The following is a 3,474-nucleotide window of genomic DNA, read 5'->3' as shown; positions in this document are numbered from 1 at the left end:
GCACTTCCTCCCTGATGTTTTTTCTTAAAGTTGGGATACTTAGTACGACCAGCAAAGAAATTGGTAAAAGCTGTTTGTAAATGTCTTAACCCTTGTGGTAAAGGTACACAACTAACTTCGTTTAAAAATTCTAATTCTTCTTGCTTTTTCCAATCGGTTAGCATTGAAGAAGTTTGAGCGTAGCCTACTCTTTCTTGTCTTTCGTACCATGCTTGTGTTCGTTCGTGGAGAGCTTTGTTGTAAACTAATCTTATACAGCCCAAAGTGCGCCGCAATAGCGACTCTTGTTCTGGTGTGGGGTAAAATCGAAACGAGTAGGCTTTTTCCATGTCTCACATTTTAGCATATATTTCGTAAATGTGTTAATATTTAACAGTAAAGCCGTCGTAGAACGACGGGGTTTCAGACCCAAAATTTTCGATGAGGACTCGCAAGCCCAACTTCTGGTTAAGTTACTTACGGCTGCTGGTCATGACGTACTGACGATCAATGAAATTGGTTTGGCTGGCTGCACAGATGATGTCGTACTTGACTATGTCATACAGGAAAATCGGATTCTGCTAACTCATAACTGCGATGACTTTGAAGAGCTGCACTAGGGTAATCCAAGCCATTCGGGGATCTTAGCGGTTTACCGTAACGCTAACCCCCTAAAAAATATGGGCTTCAAGGCAATTGTCAAGGCGATCGCCAATATCGAAACTGCTAACGTCCCTCTGATCAATCAGTTCATTTCCCTGAATCAGTGGAACTATTAGCGTATTTCAGTGATCTTTCATCCTAAAAACGCGCTATAAGGAGCGCCCAAGTTCACCACTGACTAACCCACCCTGCTGATACGGATATCCCCCTTCCGGCTAATGTAAAGAAAACGTTACAGTAACAGGTAAAGCCCAGTAGCCAGGAAGCCGTCGATCATGTTTGAATACTTTAACCAGAAAGCTATCAAAGCGGTGATGTTCGCCCAAGAGGAAGCCCGTCGTACCGCTCACAGTGTCGTGGGTACGGAGCATTTACTGTTAGGATTGATAGGAGAAGCCACCGCCACCGCAGCCTTAATTCTCAAGGATTTAAAAGTCACCCTGCACGAAAGTCGCCGCCTGATTGAAGGAATGACTGGCCGCGGCACGGGTTACAGTCCCGTTAATATCCCTTTTACCCCAAAAGCGAAAAAGATGTTCGAGCAAGCATTTCAGGAAGCTCGACAATTAGGGGAACAGGCGATCGCACCTGAACATTTATTACTCGCTATCACCAGCGATCCCGAATCCCTAGCCGCTAAAATTTTAATTATGCAGGGTGTTGATTTGATCAAACTTCGCGGCCTTTTACTTAAAAATGCCGGGGAAAAAGTCGCTAGTGGTCGCTTAACGGGTGATAGTGACTATAAAGACCAGAAAAATGCTCCCCAAGGCGGTATTTTAGCCCAATATGGTCGCAATTTAAGCCAAGAGGTCAAAAATGGCAAAATTGACCCTTTAATCGGTAGAGAGCCAGAAATCGAGCGAGTTGTCCAAATTTTAGGCCGCCGTACCAAAAGTAACCCGATTTTACTGGGTGAGCCGGGGGTGGGGAAAACTGCGATCGCTGAAGGTTTAGCACAACGCATCCATAATGGCGATATTCCCGAACTTTTGCGGGATAAACAGGTAATTGCCCTCGATATGGGGTCTTTACTGGCGGGAACCCGTTTTCGCGGCGATTTTGAGGAACGTTTAAAGGGTATCGTGGAGGAAGTTCGCAAATCGGGCAATATTATCCTGTTTATCGATGAAATTCACACTCTTGTGGGTGCTGGTAGCATGGGAGGAGCTATGGATGCTTCTAACTTGCTTAAACCTGCTTTAGCTCGCGGCGAGTTACAGTGTTTAGGGGCAACGACTCTCGATGAGTATAAACGGCATATTGAGCGAGATGCGGCTCTAGAAAGACGTTTTCAGCCAGTTATGGTGGGAGAACCGACTAAAGAGCAAGCGATCGAGATTTTACGGGGTTTAAAAGCCACCTACGAGGATTTCCATCAGGTAAAATACGATCAAAAAGCGATCGAAGCTGCTGTTAATCTATCCTCTCGCTATATCAATGATCGCTTTTTACCGGACAAAGCGATCGATCTTCTCGATGAAGCGGGATCCCGCACCCATCTACGCTATTCCCTGCAAAGTAAAAGTCCTGCGGAGGTTAGGGAAGAATCACCCCTAATTAACCCCGAATCTTTAATTCCAGTGGTGGATGCGGAGGAAATCGCCCAAATTGTCGCCGCTTGGACAGGTATTCCCGTTAGCCAATTAACTCAAACTGAGTCGGAATCGCTCTTAAATCTGGAATATCAACTGCATGAGCGGATTATTGGCCAACAGGAGGCAGTAAATGCCGTTTCTCGTGCTATTCGTCGAGCGCGAGTAAATTTAAAGAATCCTAACCGTCCGATTGCCTCGTTTATTTTTGCAGGTCCCACGGGAGTCGGTAAAACTGAATTAACGAAAGCCTTGGCTAAGTTGCTCTTTAGCTCGGAATCCAGTATGATTCGTCTAGATATGTCGGAATTTATGGAATCCCACACGGTTTCTAAGTTAATTGGTGCGCCTCCCGGATACATCGGTTACAATGAAGGCGGTCAGTTAACGGAAGCAGTGCGTCGTCAACCCTATAGAGTGGTTTTGTTTGACGAAATCGAGAAAGCACATCCCGATGTTTTTAATCTTCTCCTGCAACTGTTAGAAGATGGTCATTTGACCGATTCCCAAGGTCGTCGGGTGGACTTTAAGAATACCCTAATTATCATGACCTCGAATATTGGCTCAAAAGTCATCGAAAAAGGCGGTAATAGCTTAGGATTCGAGATTGCTGACGATTTTGCTCAATCGCGCTACCAACAGATTTCTAATCGGGTGACAGAGGAGTTAAAACAATATTTCCGTCCCGAATTTCTCAACCGTCTCGATGAAATTATCGTTTTCCGACAGTTAACTCGCGAAGAAGTTACCCAGATTGCCGATATTCTTATCGCGGATTTAGCCAAACAATTGACAGAAAAAGGCATTTCTGTGGAAGTTACCGCCGCTTTTAAGGATTTGGTCATCAATGAGGGTTATGATCCTAGCTACGGTGCGCGGCCTTTACGTCGTGCTTTAACTCGACGCTTAGAGGATAGTTTAGCGGTCGCGATGTTATCGGGAAAAGTCAATTCTGGAGACCATGCGATATTAGATGTAACTGCTGAAGCTGTGGTGACAGTCTCTAGTCATCAGCGCTCTGAGCAAAGCGATATTCTCTCGCAATTACAGTTACAACCAGTGGGTTAATCCCCTCAAAAATTGCTTTTTTCGGGGTTGAAAATGTTTCAACCCCGATTTTTATCGAAAATTTGGGTTAAAACCCCGTCGTTTTACGACGGCTTTTCTTGATCTTTAATATAGCACCTAAGAACTTCCAATGGCGCACCTCCTACAGAAGAAACAAAATAACTAGGCG

Annotated in this window: 3 protein-coding genes and 1 pseudogene; 2 read left to right on the top strand and 2 right to left on the bottom strand. The window is 44.9% G+C overall.

Annotated features, from left to right (window positions below):
• On the bottom strand, positions 1-329 hold a 329-nt coding region (locus EWV84_RS03510), incomplete at its 3' end, for an RNA-guided endonuclease InsQ/TnpB family protein (protein ID WP_287076482.1).
• Positions 330-359: 30 nt separating this feature from the next.
• On the opposite strand from EWV84_RS03510, the gene EWV84_RS23015 reads away from it, so the two are divergent.
• Entirely contained in the window at positions 360-599 is a 240-nt protein-coding gene (locus EWV84_RS23015) for a DUF5615 family PIN-like protein (protein ID WP_287076480.1), read from the top strand.
• A gap of 318 nt (positions 600-917) precedes the next feature.
• Positions 918-3,305, top strand: a complete 2,388-nt coding sequence (locus EWV84_RS03500) for an ATP-dependent Clp protease ATP-binding subunit (RefSeq protein ID WP_287076478.1) — start codon at positions 918-920, stop codon at positions 3,303-3,305.
• Positions 3,306-3,388: 83 nt separating this feature from the next.
• Here EWV84_RS03500 and EWV84_RS23010 read toward each other — a convergent pair.
• Positions 3,389-3,474, bottom strand: a pseudogene (locus EWV84_RS23010) (IS200/IS605 family transposase); the annotation flags it as partial.

The sequence above is a fragment of the Microcystis sp. M_QC_C_20170808_M3Col genome, assembly GCF_007095505.1.
Taxonomy (GTDB): domain Bacteria; phylum Cyanobacteriota; class Cyanobacteriia; order Cyanobacteriales; family Microcystaceae; genus Microcystis.
Note: the sequence above shows the minus strand (reverse complement) of the source record. Positions and strands in the feature narration are given on the sequence as shown.